Below are 15,551 nucleotides of genomic sequence, written 5' to 3' on the forward strand. Positions count from 1 at the left end.
ATGACCTACCGGGTCGCCATGGACATCGGCGGCACCTTCACCGACGTGGTCGTCCACGACGGCGCGACGCAGCGGCTGCGCGCGGGCAAGGTGCTCACCACCCCCGACGACCTCGCGCGCGGCGTTTTCGGCGCGCTGGAAGGGTTCGACCTGCCGTTCGCGGAGATCGAGTTCTTCGTGCACGGCACCACGCAAGGCCTGAACGCGCTGCTCGAACGGCGCGGCGCGAAGGTGCTGATCCTGACCACGAAGGGGATCGGCGACGTCTACCGGATCGCGCGCGGCAACCGGAACCGGCTGTTCGACCTGCATTACCGCAAGCCCGCGCCGCTCGTCGGCCCGGAAGCGGTCGCGGAGGTCGCCGGACGGCTCGACGCCACCGGCGCGGAGCTCGAACCGCTCGACGAGGACGCCGTGCGGCTGGTCGCGAAACGCGTGCGCGAAGAGGGTTTCGAGGCCGTCGCGGTGTGTTTCCTGTTCTCCTACTTGGATTCCGGGCACGAACGCCGGGCCGGGGAGATCCTGCGGGACGAGCTCGGCGACGACGCGCTGGTCGTGCTCTCCCACGAGGTCGCGCCGGAATGGCGGGAGTACGAGCGGACGTCGACCGCCGTGCTCGAGGCCTACACCGGCCCGTCGGTGCACCGCTACCTCGACCGCATCGAAGCGCGGTTCACCGAGAAGGGCCTGCACGTCCCGGTGCACGTCATGCAGTCCTCCGGTGGCCTGGTCAACGCGGGGTTCGCGCGGCGGCATCCCTTGCAGACCCTGCTGTCCGGCCCCGTCGGCGGCACGATGGGCGGCGTCGCGGCGGCGAAGCTGCTCGGGCGTCCCGACCTGATCTGCGTGGACATGGGCGGGACCTCGTTCGATGTCTCCCTGGTCATGGACTACGCCGCCGACGTTTCGCCGGACGGCGAGGCGGAGGGTTTCCCGCTGCTGATGCCGCTGGTCAACCTGCACACCGTCGGCGCGGGCGGCGGTTCGCTCGCCTACGCCGAGGGCGACGCGCTGCGGGTCGGACCCGAATCGGCGGGCGCGGTGCCCGGTCCGGCGTGCTACGGCCGCGGCGGCACGCAGGCGACGGTCACCGACGCGAACTGCGTGCTCGGCCGGGTCGATCCCGAGTCGTTCGCCGGCGGCGGCATGCCGCTCGACCTGGACGCCGCGCGCACCGCCGTCTCGACGCTGGCGCAGCAGCTGAGCATGGACCCGATCGAGCTGGCGTCCGGGATTTGCGACGTCGGAAACGCCAAGATGGCGCAGGCGATCCGCACTCTGACCGTCGAGCACGGTCGCGAGCCGGGCCAGTTCGCGCTGCTCGCGTTCGGCGGTGCCGGGCCGATGCACGCGGCGTTCATCGCGCAGGAAATCGGCATCACCGAGGTGATCGTGCCGCGGTTCCCCGGCGCGTTCTCGGCGTGGGGAATGCTGGAGGCGGACGTCCGGCGGGACTTCACCATGCAGTTCTTCGCCAACGGAGCCGAACTCGACACGCGCGCGCTGCGGGTGGCGCTCGATTCACTGCGCGATCAGGCGCTGGAAGCGTTGCAGGAGCAGGGAATCCCCGAGGACCGCCGCTCGGTGACGCACGGCGTCGACATGCGCTACGAAAGTCAGGATTACACCCTGACCGTGCCGATCCTGGACGACGACCCGGTTGACAGCCCCGATTTCCTGCCCGCCGTCGAAGCGCGGTTCGCCGAGATCCACCACCAGCGGTACGGGCACGCGACCCCCGGCGCGCCCGTGCAGTTCGTCGCGCTCCGCACCACCGGCCACGGCGTTGTCGACCGTTCCGCGGCGGCCGCCGAAGCGAACCTCGAACGGCCGGATCCGGTGGTCCGCGACGTCGTCTTCGCCGGACAGCCGGTGCCCACCGCGATCGTGGCGCGCTCGTCGCTCGCCCCCGGGAGCCGGCTGGCCGGACCCGCGATCGTGCACGAGGAAACCGCCACCACGGTCGTCCCGCCGGACGCCGAACTCGCCGTCGACGACCGCGGCTTCCTGGTCGTCACCCTCGCGGCCGCCGGCCACCTGCAGGAGGAACACGCGTGAGCATCAGCCCCGTCACCACCGAAATCATCCGCTCGGCGCTGATCCAGGCGGCCGAGGACATGAACATGACCCTGATCCGGTCGTCCTACACGCCGACGATCTACGAGGGCAAAGACTGCGCCGTCGCGCTGCTGGACCGGAACCACCGCGTCCTCGGCCAGTCCTCGGGGCTGCCGATTTTCCTGGGGAACCTGGAGATCTGCACCAGGCACACCGAGGATCTGTTCGGCGCGGACGTCTGGCAGCCCGGCGACGTGTGGGTGCTCAACGACTCCTACATCGGCGGCACGCATCTCAACGACTGCACCGTGTACGCGCCGATTTTCGTCGGCGACGAACTGGTCGGCTTCGCGGCTTCCCGGGCGCACTGGATCGACATGGGTTCCAAGGATCCCGGCGGTTCGATGGATTCGACGAACATCTACCAAGAGGGCCTCCGGATGGGTCCGACGCGAATCGTCGCGGGCGGCGTCGAATGCATGGACATCCTGCGGTTGATCGAGACGAACGTGCGGTTTCCGTACGTGACCCTCGGGGACATGCGCGCGCAGATCGCCTGTGCTCGGATGGGCGTGCGGCGCCTCGGCGAGTTGTTCGCCCGCTACGGCGCGGAAACCGTCGACGCCGCGCGCGAGCAGATCTTCGCCCAGACCGAGCGGCTGGAACGCGAACGGATCGCCGCGATCCCGGACGGCGAATACGAGGCGACTGGGTACCTGGACAACGACGCGATCGACCCGGACACGCCGCTGAAGGTGCGCGTGCGGGTCGTCGTCGAGGGCGAATCGATGACGATCGACCTCACCGACTGCGCCGACCAGGCCACCGGCCCGGTCAACTGCGGCCGCTCCCAGGCGATTTCCGCCGCGCGGGTCGGGTACAAGCTGCTGATCTCGCCGCAGGTGAGCCTGAACGGCGGTTCGTTCGCGCCGCTGGACGTCCAGGTCCGCGACGGGTCGATGCTCGGCGCGCGGGAACCGGCGGCGTGCCAGTACTACTACTCGAGCCTCGGCATGCTGATCGATCTCGTGGTGGCCGCGCTCGCGCCCGCGATGCCGGACCGCGTCGCCGCGGCCAGCTACGGCGATTCGATGATCGTGCAGTTCGCTGGCGACCACCCGCGGACGGGCGAGCCGTTCGTGACCCTGGAAGCGACCGTCGGCGGCTGGGGTGCCTGGGATGGCGGTGACGGGGAGACTGCGCTGATCAACAACGTCAACGGCTCGCTGCGCGACCTGCCGGTGGAGGTGGTCGAAACGCTGTATCCGGTGCGGGTGAACGAATACCGCATCCGCACGGGCTCGGGAGGCGCGGGCCGCTGGCGCGGCGGGGACGGGGTGATCCGGGAGTACGTGATGGAAGCGGATCAGGACCTGTCGCTGTGGTGGGAGCGCTCGGTAACCCCCGCGTGGGGCCTGTTCGGCGGGTCGTCGGGCGCGCCGCCGCGAGTGGTGCTGAATCCGGGGACGCCGGAGGCGCGGGAGATGTTGAAGGTGAACAGCCTTCGCGTGCGGCGCGGGGACGTGCTGCGGTGCGAGTCTGGCGGGGGAGGGGGGTACGGTGTGCCGGAGGTTTAACGGGCGCTTTTCGCTCCAGGCGCGCGCGATGAGTGTCTAATGTGGAGCGTCCGCTAGCAGGCCGGTCTCGCGCAGGTGGTCGAAGATGACCTGGTCGACCGGGGAAACCTGGCTCCGGTCGGCGTAGGTCAGCCAGACGATTTCCTCGATCTCGCTGCTGGGGGTCAAGGTGCCGCGGTAGTCGGCGGTGTAGCAGGTCATCCGGACAAGGGTGCCTGCTGCGTGGCCGTGCGCCTGGGCTTGGAAGTCGCCGAAATGCTTCGCGCTCTCGGGCGTGATGGCGACGGCGAGCTCCTCGTCGATTTCGCGGACGAGAGTCTGGAGGTCGGTCTCGCCGGGTTCGCGTTTGCCGCCGGGGAGGTAGTAGACGTCCTTGCCTCGGGAGCGGGTGCTGAGGATCCGGCCCGCGTCGAACCGGATCCAGGCGATCTTGTCGATGACCGTCACGGGCATCCCTCCGTTCGCCGGTGAACGTAGCTGCGACGGTGATGCCGGTTCAACTGGATAAGCTGGCGCCGCGATGAAATCTCCCTTGGATCGCCGTTCGGTGCTCTTCCTTGACGTCGACGGAACGCTGCTTCCCTTCGGACCTGGCTGCGAGCAGCGCGAGGCGGATCCGCTGCGGCGGCTCGATTCCCGGTGGGGGATCCGGCTCGCCTCGCTGCCGGTCGAGCTGGTGTGGGCGACGACGTGGGAAGACGAGGCCAACACCGAGCTCGCGACTCGGCTCGGGCTGCCGCCGCTGCCGGTCGTGCGCTGGCCGGAGCGCTCGCCGGCGGAGGAGCGCGAAGACCAGTGGTTCGGCATGCACTGGAAGACCCGGACCTTGGTTGCCTGGGCCGACGGGCGTCCGTTTGTCTGGGTGGACGACGAGATCACCGACGGCGACCGGGAGTGGGTGCTCGCTCGGCATCCCGGCCGTGCGCTGCTGCACCGCGTCGAGCCAGGACGTGGTCTCGCGGAGGAGGATTTCGCGGTTATCGGCGACTGGCTGAAGGCAAGCTGAAAACTGGCGCTCAGCGTGGTGCCGCGGAGCGGCCGAGGCCGGTTTGGCGGACATACCGCGATGGCGGACACGGTCGCTCCGCGATGAACGCGAGTCGTTCGGGACTGTTCATCAGGCTTCGCCGCGGAGAGCTTCCGCGAGCGCGCGTCGGCACAAGGAATCCGCTCTGCGGGTCGTCTCGGGCAAGCGGTACTTCGGGGCCAGCGCCAGCGTCGCGTCGCAGGCCTCGGCCAGGCCGATCCGGTGGCCGACCGACACGAAGACCGGCTTGACGTCCGGGCGCGTGCGCAGGGCGCGGCCGACCACTTCCGTGCCTTCCAGCAGTGGTGACCAATCGCCGCGCAGAGGGCCGGGTTGGCTGTACGAGAAGGTGAACGGCGTTTTGGCGACTCCGGCTGTCGGGAGACCGGTCAGGACGCCGAGATGGCTGGCCAAACCCAGCCGGCGCGGATGGGTCCGGCTCGCTGTTCAGCCTGCTCACCGGCTTCGTCCTGCTGGTTGCCGCACGACGACGCGGGAAGCGAAGCTGAAAATCGTTGGCGGACCGGCGGTGAAGAAGGCAGGGTCCGCGGCGTGACGATCTTCCTGGTGACCGGCATCCAAGCGGCGGGCAAGTCGACGGTGGCGCAGGCGCTCGCCGAACGGCTGCCGAAATCCGCGCACGTGCGGGGCGACGCGTTCCGGCGGATGGTGGTCAACGGACGGGTCGAGATGGGCCCGGCCGACCCGCCCGCTGAGGCGGTCCGCCAGCTGCGGCTCCGGTACGCGCTCGCGGCGCGGGTCGCGGACGGGTACGCCGACGCCGGATTCACCGTGGTGCTGCAGGACATCGTGCTCGGCGAGCACCTGACCGAGATGGTCGGCGCGCTGCGCACGCGCCCGTGTTACGTCGTGGTTCTGGCACCGAGCGCCGAGGTGGTGGCGCAGCGCGAAGCGACGCGGGGGAAGGTCGCGTACCAGCCGGGCGACACCGGGATCGCCGGGCTGGACGCGTACTTGCGGGAGAAGACCCCGCACCTCGGGCTCTGGCTGGACACGTCGGAGCTGACCGTCGGGGAAACCGTGGCCGCGATTCTTGCCCGCGCCGAAGCCGAAGCGGCGGTCTGACCGGCGTCAGTTCGGCGGCTGCTGCGGTCCCTCGCCCGGGTTGGACTGCGGCGGCAGCGGCTGGGAGTAGCCGGACTGCTGACCGGGGTCCTGCTGGGGATATCCAGGCTGGGGCTGCGCGGGATAGCCCGGCTGCGCGTATCCGGCCTGCGGATACCCGTACCCGGTCTGCGGATACCCGGGCTGTCCGCCCGTCGGATACCCGCCCGGCGCGAAACCGGGCTGCGGCGCGCGGCCGCCCTTCGCGACGCCGAGCACGACCAGCAGCCACGACAGCACTTCGAGCACGCTGAGCGTGAGGCCCACGATCGTGAAGATCGTCGTCATCTCGGAGGTGCTCAGGTGGTCCGACGCCATCCACGACGCGACGTTCGCCAGCATGATCCGCCAGGCGATGTCCAGCGCCGTGGTGACGAGCATGACCGCGAACGCGGCCACCATCAGCCCGGAGCCGCCGCGCGAGCGCCGGTTGATCGAGAGGATCAGGCCGAACAGCCCCACGATCAGCAGCAACGCCTGCGGGAGGATCTGGAGCACAGTGTTGGTGAAGGTCGTCATGCCTGCTCTCCGCTCGAGGAACGTCGGGCAGATCCTAGGGCGCGGCCCCGTCCGGCGCGGCCGGTTCGCCGAACATCCCGGTCTCGAAACGGCTTCAACTTCGGTGCGCGGGACGGTATCCGGCGAACCGCTCGTCGACCTCCCCGGCGGTCAGGCCGAAGTCGGCGAGGTCGTAGCGGTGCCTCGGTTTCGCGTCCCCGGTGCGGCTCCGCTCGTGCAGCGCGGTCATCGCTTCGCGCGCTTGCGGGGCGAGATTCAGGCCGAAGTGCTGGTAGACGCCCTCGACGGTGCCGATCGGGTCGGCGACGAAGTCCTCGTACCGGACGTCGCAGAACTGCGCGGGATCGTGCCGGGCGCGGGCGGCGGCGAACTGTTCCGCGCCCCGGGCCCACAGGTCGAGCTGGCTGCGTCCGACGACCTCGCCGCGGAAGGTGTCCGACCAGCCCTCCGACGCCTGTTCGGTGAGGCTGCAGACCGAGGCGATGATGGTGCTGGGCGCGCGGTGAGTCTGCACGATCAGCGCGTCCGGGTAGACCTCCAGCAGCGCGTCGAGGGCGAACAGGTGGCTCGGGTTCTTGAGCACCCAGCGGCGGCCGGCGTCGGGCAGGCCGATGAGCTGGAGGTTGCGCCGGTGCCTGCGATAGGCGTCGGTCCAGTCCTGTCCGTCGAGCCAGCGCGAGTAGCCGGGCACGTGGGCGAGGCATTCGTACGAGACGGATTTCAGCGACTGCCGCAGCAGCTGCCAGCATTCCTCGACCTGGTCGGCCGACATGTGGTGCAGCCCCATGAACTCCGGATGCTCGACGTGGTGCTGTTCGTATCCGGCCTGGATCGCTTGGAAGACCGGGTTGTCCGGCCACGTCTCGCGCGGCGGGCGCGGCTGCGGCATTTCGGTCAGCCACACCTCGAGGCCCTGGTGCGCCGGGTCTTCGGTCAGCAGCCGGTGCAAGGCAGTGGTCCCGGTGCGCGGCAGGCCGGTGACGAAGATCGGCCGCTCGATCGGCACGTCGGCGTACTGCGGATGCTGTTTCCACGAGGCTTCGCTCAGCAGCCTCGCGACCAGCGCGCCGCGCAGGAAAGCACGGTGGACTTTGTTGCCGTACGGGGTCAAATCCGCCTCAGTGGCATAGGAATCGAGCAGCACGCGGAGGCCTTCGAGGTGGTCGTCGCCGCCGAAATCGTCGAGGCCGGTGAGTTTCGTGGCGGACGCGTGGAGGTCTTCGACCGTGCCGACGCTGTCTCGTCCTGGACGCATGCTCTTCCCCTCAGTGATGGTATTCGCCGGCGTTGACGTCGAGGCATTGCCCGGTGACGCAGCGGGCGAGCGCGGACGCGAGGAACACGACGGTGTCGGCGATCTCGTCCGGTTCCGGGAGGCGGCGCAGATCGATCGTCTCCGCTGTCTCCGCGTACACCTGCTCCGCGGGCACGCCGCGTTCCTTGGCCAGGTAAGCGAAATACCACTTGAGCGAATCCGCCCAGATGTAGCCCGGTGCGACGGAATTGACCCGGATCCCTTGCGGGCCGAGTTCCGACGCGAGGCTCTGCGCGAGCGCGAGCAGACTCGCCTTGGCCATTTTGTACGCGCCGAAAGTGCGGCGGGAATGCCGCAGCACGGCCGAGTTGATCATCACGACCGAACCGGCGCTTTCGGCGAGCGCGGCGGTGCAGAGCCGCGTCAGCCGAAGCGCGGCGAGCACGTTGGTCTCGAATCCGGCGCGGACCGCGTCGAGGTCGACTTCGGCGAGGTCGGTGATCGGCGGGATCGCGAAAGCGTTGTTCACCAAGGTGTCCAGCCGCCCGAACTCGTTCAGCGCGGTTTCGACGAGCTTGGTCGCCGAGGCGTCGTCGGTGATGTCGGTTGGCACCTGGACGGCGCGGCGGCCGAGTGCTTCGACTTCGGCGGCGACCTCGGCGAGCCGGGATTCGGTGCGGGCGGCGAGCACGACGTCAGCCCCGGCGGCGGCGGAACGCAGGGCGATGGAGCGGCCCAGCCCGGGGCCGATTCCGGACACGAGAACGACTTTGCCGGTCAAAAGGTCCATGGGTCAGCCCAGCATCCTGGCCGCGACCGCGGCCTGTCGCGCGGCGATCCGCTCCGCCCATTCCTCGGGGGTCACGCGAGCCTCCTTGTGGTACGGCAGCCGGTCGGCGAGTTCGCCGAACTTCACGACCTCGACCTCCGGACCGTCTTCGGCGGTCAGTTCCCGGGAAAGCCGCTGCCAGCGGATCTGGACGTAGCCGCGGTCGTGCCCGGTGCGTTCGAGCCAATTGGCGACGCCGGGATCGCGTTCGCTGATCACGAACCGCATCTTGCCGTCCGGGTCGACGCGGGCCTGGTCGGCGGTGAGGCTGGTCTGGTGGTTCAGGTAGTCCAGCGAGACATACCAGGTGCTGCCGAGCTGAATGCCCTGGTACGGCGCGTCCGAACGGGGCACGGTGACGATCATGACCTCGTCGTCGGCGAGTTCGTAATGCCCGGCCGAGGAGTACTGCGTGGGCAGGCCGCCGGGCGTGCTGCGCGGTTCGGTCATCGTGTTCACCGGCAGGTTCAGGTAGAACCACTTGGGGAAGGCGAGGAACGTCTTGATCCGGCTGAGCAGGATCTTTCCGGTGACGCCATACCGTTTCTCCATCGCGGTGCGGGTCAGCGTGGCCGGCGCCTGGCCGGTGGTATCGGCGCAGCGGAGCTGGATCGTGCCGCGGCGTTCGGTCGCCCAGTCGCTGTAGACCTCGCGGACGACGAGCATCGACGACCCGGGGCCGAGAACGAAATAGCCGGGCTCCGGGTCGGGTTTCGCCGGGCCGAAGCGGATCTCGAAGGAACCGTCGGCGGCGATGGGGATCTCGCGGTCGTCGAACGCGGTCACGCTGTCGGGCACCTCGACCGGCGTGTAGTCCCCGTTGAGGACCTGGAAGCTGAGGTCGGCGGTGGTGCCGCGGGTGCCGGTGACGACGTACTCGCGGTCCTCGCGGATGTTCTCGTTGAAGTACAGGGTGTCCGGGTTGTCCAGGCCCATTTTCGTGTACGGGCCGGTGGAGAGGGTGAAGTACGGGAAGTCCCGGTCGTAGGCCCACGCGGTCTGGACCGAGGCCCGGATGCTGCCCGCGAGGTAGTCGTACCCCTCGACCAGGTCCTGTTCGGTCCGGACGTGCGGCGCCTCGGCGATGATCTTTTCGGCTTCGGCGATCGCGCCGGCGAGCGGTTCGGTCAGCACCGGAGACTCCTCACTGGTCCAGATCTGTACCGGAGTGGTACGTTCACAGTCGGTTGAGACTAGAACGCGTTCTAAGGACGGGTCAATGGCGGTTACCCGGCGCTCGCCGCCGACGCAGCGGGTCGTGCGGCTGCTGGACTATTTCGCGGCCCGGCCGGGCCAGCGCTTCGGGCTGTCCGCGCTGGCCCGCGAACTGGACCTGAGCAAGCCGACCTGCCTCGGCATCCTGACCGAGCTGACCGCGAGCGGTTACGTGGTCCGTGACCCGAGGACCACGACGTATCGCCTGGGACCGGCGATGATCGCGGCCGGACGCGCGGCGGGAGAAGGCTTCGGCGCCAGCGAAATCGCCCGCACGCATCTGGAAGAACTCAGTGTCCGGTACGAGGCGACGTGCACCGCGTCGGCGGTGGTCGACGGGCGCATCCTGATGCTGCAGAGCGCCGGGCCGGGCAAAGTGCGGCTCGGCGAGACGTATCCGTTCGCGCCGCCGGTCGGGCTGATGTACGTGCTGTGGGACGCCGATTCCGCCTTCGACGCGTGGCTCGCGACGCCGCCCGCGGTGCCGGTCCGGCTGGACGAGGCGTACCTGCGGCGCGTGGTCGCGGAGTGCCGGGAACACGGGTATCTGGTGGAAAGCCTGACGTCGGCGGGCCGTCGGCTCTACACGCTGATGGCCGGGGTGGCGGCCGGGGATCTGCCGCCCGAGGTGCGCGGACTGGTCGGCGAGCTGGTGTCGAGCCTGGGGGAGCGGGTGTACCTCGGCGCGGACCTGGAGCCGCGGAAGAAGCACGCGGTGAGCCTGCTCGCCGCCCCGACCTTCGACGCGGCGGGGCGGCAGGAGCTGGTGCTGACGTTGTCGGTCGGGGAGCCGATCACCGGTGCGGAAATCGCGCGGCGGGGTGCGGCGCTGGCCGCGGTCGCGGACGCGGTGACCGCCGAGGCGGGCGGCGTCCGTCCTGATCAGGCGGGCTGACCCCACATGTTCGCCGTCAGCTTCCAGCCCGGCTGGTCCTTCATCGAGACCAGCGTTTCGTACAGCCGCTCGTACCCCGTGCTGTTGATCCGCCAGACGCCGTCCTCGCGCCGGTAGGTGTCCTCGTAGTACGCGGCGCCCTCGATCACCACCCGGTGCTCGGCGACGATCACCTTGTCCTGGAACAGCCACCGCCCGGTCGCGGTGTCGCCGTCGATCTCGATTTCCGGGTGGCCGGCGAAGTGCATCGTCGTGATGCCGGGGCCGACTGTGGTGCGCAGGAACTCCATCAGCGCGTCGCGGGTGTCGAACTTCAGCGGTTCGCCGTAGGAGGGCGTGCCGTAGTGCACGCGCGCGTCGGCGGTGAGCGTCTCCGCCATCTCGTCCCAGCGCTTCAGGTCGAGGCACCGGAGGTAGCGGAATTTCACGCGGCGGATGTCTTCGAGTGCGGCCAGGTCCATGCGCTCAGGGTCCTCCGCCGCTTGACCGAGTGCAAGAACCTGTTCTACTTTTCTGTCCTCGAACCTCGGAAGGGCGGATCCGATGGCGTCCCAGGCACCCCCGGCTTACGAGCTGAGCCACCTCGGTGCGCTCGAAGCCGAAGCCGTGCACGTCTTCCGCGAGGTCGCGGCCACCTTCGAATGGCCGGTGCTGCTGTTCTCCGGCGGGAAAGACTCGATGGTGATGCTGCACGTCGCGGCGAAATCGTTCTGGCCCGCGCCGTTGCCGTTCCCAGTCATGCACGTCGACACCGGGCACAATTTCGACGAGGTGATCCGGTTCCGCGACGAAACCGTTGAGCGCTACGGATTGCGGCTGCTGGTCGCGAGCGTCCAGGACGACATCGACGCGGGTCGCAGCGTCGAGGATCCGAAGGCGGGCCGGAATCGGCTCCAGACAGCGACATTGCTGCGGGGCATCCGCGAAAACGCCTTCGACGCGGTGTTCGGCGGCGCGCGCCGCGACGAGGAGAAAGCCCGGGCCAAGGAACGCGTGTTCAGCTTCCGCGACGAGTTCGGGCAATGGGATCCCCGGCGGCAGCGTCCGGAATTGTGGAATCTCTACAACGGCAGGCATCGCAAGGGTGAGCACATCCGGGTATTCCCGCTGTCGAACTGGACCGAGCTGGACATCTGGCAGTACGTCGAAGCCGAAGACGTGACCCTGCCGTCGCTGTACTACGCGCACCGCCGGTCGGTGGTCCAGCGCGACGGGATGCTGCTCGCCGACACCCGGTTCCTCACCGTCGCCGAGGGCGAAGTTTCTTATCCGGCAACGGTTCGCTTCCGCACGATCGGCGACGCGACCTGCACCGGGTGCGTCGAATCGACCGCTTCGTCACCGGCGGAAGTGGTGGCCGAGGTCGCCGCGACGCGGGTGACCGAACGCGGCGCGACCCGGGCCGACGACCGGATTTCCGAGGCCGGAATGGAAGACCGCAAAAAGGAAGGCTACTTCTGATGAGCGCCGGGGACCGGGTCACGACGGTGCGGCTCGCCACCGCGGGCAGCGTGGACGACGGCAAATCGACCCTGATCGGCCGGCTGCTGTTCGATTCGAAGACGGTGTTCAGCGACCAGCTCGAAGCGATCGAGCGCACCAGCCGGGACCGCGGCGACGCGTACCCGGACCTCGCCCTGCTCACCGACGGCCTGCGCGCGGAACGCGAACAGGGCATCACTATCGACGTCGCGCACCGGTATTTCGCCACGCCCAAGCGGAAGTTCATCATCGCCGACACCCCGGGACACGTGCAGTACACCCGGAACATGGTCACCGGAGCGTCCACTTCGGACGTCGCGCTGATCCTGGTCGACGCGCGCAAGGGCGTGCTCGAACAGTCGCGCCGGCACGCGTTCCTCGCCAGTCTGCTGGGCATCCGGCACCTGGTGGTGTGCGTGAACAAAATGGACCTGGTCGACTGGTCGCAGGAACGGTTCGAGGAAATCCGCGAGGACTTCCGCCGGTTCGCGATGAAGTTGCAGACCCCGGATCTGACGTTCGTGCCGATGTCCGCGCTGCACGGCGACAACGTGGTGCACCGGGGCGCGAGCATGCCTTGGTACGAAGGCACTTCACTGCTGCACCACCTGGAACAGGTGCACGTCGCTTCCGACCGGAACCTGGTCGACGCGCGTTTTCCGGTGCAGTACGTGATTCGCGAGCACAGCCGGGATTTCCGCGGCTACGCCGGGACGGTGGCGGGCGGCGTCTTCAAGCCCGGCGACGAAGTGACCGTGCTGCCGTCCGGATTCACCACGACCGTGCGCGCGATCTGGGGACCCGGCGGGGTCGAGGTCCCCGAGGCGTTCGCGTCGCTGGCGGTGACCATCGAGCTCGCCGACGAACTGGACCTCAGCCGCGGCGACCTGATCTGCCGTCCGGGCAACCGTCCGCACGTGGGCCAGGACGTCGACGCCATGGTGTGCTGGTTCTCCGACCAGGCCTCGCTTGCTCCGGGCGCGAACTACCTCGTCCGGCACACCACGCGCGAGACCAAGGCCGAGGTCCAGGCGCTCGACTACCGGCTGGACGTCACCACGCTGCACCGCGACGAGACGGCGGAGTCGTTGTCGCTCAACGAAATCGGCCGGATCCGGCTGCGGACCCGGCAGCCGCTGCTGTTCGACCCCTACGCCCGCAACCGGCCGACCGGCGGATTCCTGCTGGTCGACGAACACTCGGGCGACACCGTCGGCGCGGGCATGATCACCGGCCCGAGCGCGACCGCGCCGAACGTGGTCTGGCATCCCGCGGCGGTCTCGCGCGACGAACGTGCGACCCGCGGCCGGACAGTCTGGCTCACCGGGCTGTCGGCCTCGGGCAAGTCGAGCGTGGCCGTGGAACTGGAGCGCAGGCTGGTCGCCTCGGGCCGCCCCGCGTACCTGCTCGACGGCGACAACCTCCGGCACGGGCTCAACGGCGACCTCGGCTTCGCCCCGGCGCAACGAGCCGAGAACATCCGCCGCGTCGCGGAGGTCGCGAAGCTGTTCGCCGACGCCGGGGTGGTGGCGGTGGTGTCGTTGATCAGCCCGTACCAGGCGGACCGCGAACTCGCGCGAACCGTGCACGAAACCGCCGGTCTGCCGTTCTTGGAGGTCTTCGTCGACACTCCGCTCGAAGTGTGCGAGGACCGCGATCCGAAGGGCATGTACGCGAAGGCGCGCGCGGGTGAAATCACCGGGTTCACCGGAGTGGACGCACCGTACGAACGCCCCGCGTCCCCGGATCTGGTGCTGCGCCCGGAAAACGGCGACCCGGCCGCGATGGCTGCGCTGGTTCTCGACGCCCTGGAGCTGTCAGCCGATGAGCGTAAGGCGTGACGTCGTTCGCGCTAGGCGGCGGAGACGTCTTGGATGATGCTGCGTGCGAGCGCGGCTGAGGATCCGGGGTTCTGGCCGGTGTAGAGGTTGCGGTCGACGATGACGTGGGACTTGAGCGGCAGGCCTGCGGTGTAATCGGCGCCTGCTTCTTTGAGGCGGTCTTCCAGCAGCCATTTGGCTTTCCACGCGAAGGGGTTGACGCGTTCTTCGATGTTGGACAGGCCGGTCATCCGGTAGCCCGCGAAGGGCCAGCTGCCGTCGGGGTTCTTCGCGGCCAGCGCGGCTGCGGGGGCGTGGCAGAGCAGGGCGAGCGGCCGGTTCGAGGAGAGCCGTTTGGTCAGCAGAGCACCGGAAACCGGGTCGACGGCGAGGTCTTCCATCGGGCCGTGGCCGCCGGAGTAGAAGACGACGTCGAAGTCGTCCGGGTCCAGTTTGGACAGATCGGCGGGGTGTTCCAGGACGGGGGAGAGGCGGTCGAGTTCGGCGCGCAGTTTCTTGGCGGTGTGCGGGAGCACGCCGCCTTTGACGCCGAGGCTGAGCTGGTCGACCACGGGCTGTTTGCCGCCGGGCGTGGCGACGGTGACGTCCCAGCCTTCGTCGGTGAACAGCGTGTAGGGGACGACGAATTCCTCGGCCCAGAACCCGGTGGGGTGCTCGGTGCCGTCCTTCAGCGTCCAGACGCGGGCGGCGGAGAGCACCTGCAGAACCTTGGTCATCGCGAAACTCCTTGCTGGGGAACCGAATACGGGACCGGCAGGTGCAGGGCGAGCTGGCCTTCGGCGAGCACGTCCAGGCGGACCGGGCGGGTCGGCTTGAGCGAGCGCAGGTCGTCGCTCATCCGGCCGCGGCCGAGCTTGAGGTCGACGTCGCGCGGGAAGGACGTGCTGCCGGACGACAGCGCGTTGGTCTGGCTCAGCGTCGAGTGCCAGGCGCCGTTGATGGTGGTGTACGAGGTGAGCGTCGAAACGCGTTCGCCGCTGGGGTGCCTGGTCTGCGCGGGAGTGGCGGCCGACAGCGCCAGGTCGAGTTCGCCGGAGTCGTTGGCGACCCGCGCGGTGGTGCGGCTCGCGTCGATGTCGACGTCCAGTTCGGTGACCCACTTGGGGAAGCCGTAGCCGTCGTGGCCGCGGACCTGCGCGATGGCGGTGTTGACCGGCAGCGACAGGACGTAAGTGTCGAGGTGGTCGTTCTTGAGCGCGGCGACCAGGTCCACGAACCCGAGCTTCCCGTGCCGCGCGGGCTGGACCGCGACGCCGACGGCGGCCTCGGTGTAGAAGTCGATGTCGCACACGTCGTAGCGGAAGAACATCACCGACACCAGGCCGAGGCCGGGCGCGACCTCCAGCGGCGCCAGCTCCCTTGGCAGCCGCGCGCGGATCGCGCGGGACCGGGCGAGCATGGTCAGCCGGGCCGAGGACATCCGGTAGTAGAAGTTCGGCGTCAGCGTCGGGCCGATCGGCGATTCGACCTTCGTCTTGGGCAGGCCGCGGAAGAACTCGACGCCGCTGACGCGCGGGTCGCGGGCCACCTCGTCGAGGTCGGTGTCCATCCGGTAGCGGTCGAACAGCCCGCTCTCGGGAACGGCGACGCGGCGGCCGCCGAGGTCGACCTCCACTGTTCCGGTCCTCGCCGGGCTGTCCTGGCTGGACGGTGCCATCGGGGTGCTCCCTCACGTCATGTGTGCAGTGCTTACATCAAGGTAGGCTGCGATGTGAGCACTGTCAACAC

The 15,551-nt window shown here is 69.2% G+C and carries 15 protein-coding genes and 1 pseudogene; 7 read left to right on the forward strand and 9 right to left on the reverse strand.

Annotated elements, in window-relative coordinates; genetic code table 11:
• Both DMP23_RS14790 and DMP23_RS14795 read left to right on the forward strand, forming a co-directional pair.
• The gene (locus tag DMP23_RS14790; RefSeq protein WP_337821361.1) at positions 1–2,058 is read left to right on the forward strand and encodes a hydantoinase/oxoprolinase family protein; all 2,058 of its coding nucleotides are present in this window, start codon (positions 1–3) and stop codon (positions 2,056–2,058) included.
• Positions 2,055–3,635: a hydantoinase B/oxoprolinase family protein gene (locus DMP23_RS14795; RefSeq protein ID WP_337821362.1), complete on the forward strand. Its 1,581-nt coding sequence runs from the start codon at positions 2,055–2,057 to the stop codon at positions 3,633–3,635. Before DMP23_RS14790 ends, DMP23_RS14795 begins: the two co-directional genes overlap by 4 nt.
• A gap of 36 nt (positions 3,636–3,671) precedes the next feature.
• On the opposite strand, the gene DMP23_RS14800 is transcribed toward DMP23_RS14795, so the two are convergent.
• A complete protein-coding gene (locus DMP23_RS14800; RefSeq protein WP_337821363.1) occupies positions 3,672–4,082 on the reverse strand; it encodes an NUDIX hydrolase in 411 nt (136 codons plus the stop codon).
• 73 nt (positions 4,083–4,155) lie between these two features.
• Between DMP23_RS14800 and DMP23_RS14805 the strand changes: the two genes are divergently transcribed.
• Complete coding sequence (locus DMP23_RS14805) at positions 4,156–4,641, forward strand: HAD domain-containing protein (protein ID WP_238605840.1); 486 nt, start codon at positions 4,156–4,158, stop codon at positions 4,639–4,641.
• Between the two features lie 111 nt (positions 4,642–4,752).
• Here DMP23_RS14805 and DMP23_RS14810 read toward each other — a convergent pair.
• Positions 4,753–5,085 (reverse strand): annotated as a pseudogene (locus tag DMP23_RS14810) (endonuclease V); the annotation flags it as partial.
• 129 nt (positions 5,086–5,214) lie between these two features.
• Here DMP23_RS14810 and DMP23_RS14815 point away from each other — a divergent pair.
• A complete protein-coding gene (locus DMP23_RS14815; RefSeq protein ID WP_337821364.1) occupies positions 5,215–5,748 on the forward strand; it encodes an AAA family ATPase in 534 nt (177 codons plus the stop codon).
• Between the two features lie 6 nt (positions 5,749–5,754).
• Here DMP23_RS14815 and DMP23_RS14820 read toward each other — a convergent pair whose 3' ends face one another.
• The 4 genes from DMP23_RS14820 to DMP23_RS14835 form a co-directional block, all read right to left on the reverse strand.
• On the reverse strand, positions 5,755–6,306 hold the full coding sequence (locus DMP23_RS14820; RefSeq protein WP_275292037.1) for a hypothetical protein: 552 nt from the start codon (positions 6,304–6,306) through the stop codon (positions 5,755–5,757).
• A 94-nt stretch (positions 6,307–6,400) separates the two neighbouring features.
• Entirely contained in the window at positions 6,401–7,561 is a 1,161-nt protein-coding gene (locus tag DMP23_RS14825; protein WP_337821365.1) for a sulfotransferase family protein, read from the reverse strand.
• A 10-nt stretch (positions 7,562–7,571) separates the two neighbouring features.
• Positions 7,572–8,351, reverse strand: coding sequence for an SDR family oxidoreductase (locus DMP23_RS14830; RefSeq protein WP_337821366.1), 780 nt, complete (start codon positions 8,349–8,351; stop codon positions 7,572–7,574).
• Between the two features lie 3 nt (positions 8,352–8,354).
• Positions 8,355–9,524: a hypothetical protein gene (locus DMP23_RS14835; protein WP_337821367.1), complete on the reverse strand. Its 1,170-nt coding sequence runs from the start codon at positions 9,522–9,524 to the stop codon at positions 8,355–8,357.
• 85 nt (positions 9,525–9,609) lie between these two features.
• Between DMP23_RS14835 and DMP23_RS14840 the strand changes: the two genes are divergently transcribed.
• Positions 9,610–10,500 (forward strand): helix-turn-helix domain-containing protein, encoded by an 891-nt coding sequence (locus tag DMP23_RS14840; RefSeq protein ID WP_337821368.1) that lies wholly within the window; start codon positions 9,610–9,612, stop codon positions 10,498–10,500.
• On the opposite strand, the gene DMP23_RS14845 is transcribed toward DMP23_RS14840, so the two are convergent.
• Complete coding sequence (locus DMP23_RS14845) at positions 10,488–10,961, reverse strand: nuclear transport factor 2 family protein (RefSeq protein WP_336157803.1); 474 nt, start codon at positions 10,959–10,961, stop codon at positions 10,488–10,490. The two genes, DMP23_RS14840 and DMP23_RS14845, sit on opposite strands and share 13 nt — an antisense overlap.
• An 82-nt stretch (positions 10,962–11,043) precedes the next feature.
• On the opposite strand from DMP23_RS14845, the gene cysD reads away from it, so the two are divergent.
• Together cysD and cysC are read left to right on the forward strand one after the other, a co-directional pair.
• On the forward strand, positions 11,044–11,961 hold the full coding sequence (gene cysD, locus DMP23_RS14850) for a sulfate adenylyltransferase subunit CysD (protein ID WP_134727395.1): 918 nt from the start codon (positions 11,044–11,046) through the stop codon (positions 11,959–11,961).
• Positions 11,961–13,823, forward strand: coding sequence for an adenylyl-sulfate kinase (gene cysC / locus DMP23_RS14855; RefSeq protein ID WP_337821369.1), 1,863 nt, complete (start codon positions 11,961–11,963; stop codon positions 13,821–13,823). Before cysD ends, cysC begins: the two co-directional genes overlap by 1 nt.
• An 11-nt stretch (positions 13,824–13,834) precedes the next feature.
• On the opposite strand, the gene DMP23_RS14860 is transcribed toward cysC, so the two are convergent.
• Positions 13,835–14,539 (reverse strand): type 1 glutamine amidotransferase domain-containing protein, encoded by a 705-nt coding sequence (locus DMP23_RS14860; protein ID WP_337821370.1) that lies wholly within the window; start codon positions 14,537–14,539, stop codon positions 13,835–13,837.
• Positions 14,536–15,480, reverse strand: a complete 945-nt coding sequence (locus tag DMP23_RS14865) for an acetoacetate decarboxylase family protein (protein WP_337821371.1) — start codon at positions 15,478–15,480, stop codon at positions 14,536–14,538. Before DMP23_RS14865 ends, DMP23_RS14860 begins: the two co-directional genes overlap by 4 nt.
• Positions 15,481–15,551: the final 71 nt, after the last annotated feature.

The organism is Amycolatopsis sp. A1MSW2902 (assembly GCF_017312175.1).
Taxonomy (GTDB): domain Bacteria; phylum Actinomycetota; class Actinomycetes; order Mycobacteriales; family Pseudonocardiaceae; genus Amycolatopsis; species Amycolatopsis nivea.